Here is a 283-nt window from a genome sequence, read left to right as displayed (position 1 = left end):
CAACAACATTTACCATGTCATTGGTTAAACGCAGTGGCGGCTCAGTTGCTGAGAAATCACCGTCATTGCCGTATTCAAACACCGAACGATTGTTGCTGTATTCGCGATCTGAATAACGCGCACCAAATTCCACAGAGCTAAACCAGCTGTTATCCAACTCATATTTAAAATCAAGGCGATAAGCTTTTACTTCATCTTCATTTTGATAAGGGTAAATACCGTACTTACTGACCATTACCCGGTCGATATCACTAAATGCAGCGGCTTGATTAAAGCCTACATC

Annotated in this window: 1 protein-coding gene; it reads right to left on the bottom strand. The window is 41.7% G+C overall.

All coding sequences use genetic code 11. The features are described 5' to 3' along the window. Nucleotides 1–283, bottom strand: a 283-nt coding sequence (locus AAEY99_RS21355) for a hypothetical protein (RefSeq protein ID WP_351011971.1), incomplete at both ends; no start/stop codon positions are given.

The organism is Shewanella sp. S1-58-MNA-CIBAN-0166 (assembly GCF_040310085.1).
Taxonomy (GTDB): domain Bacteria; phylum Pseudomonadota; class Gammaproteobacteria; order Enterobacterales; family Shewanellaceae; genus Shewanella.
This window is presented reverse-complemented; position numbering and strand designations above follow the sequence as displayed.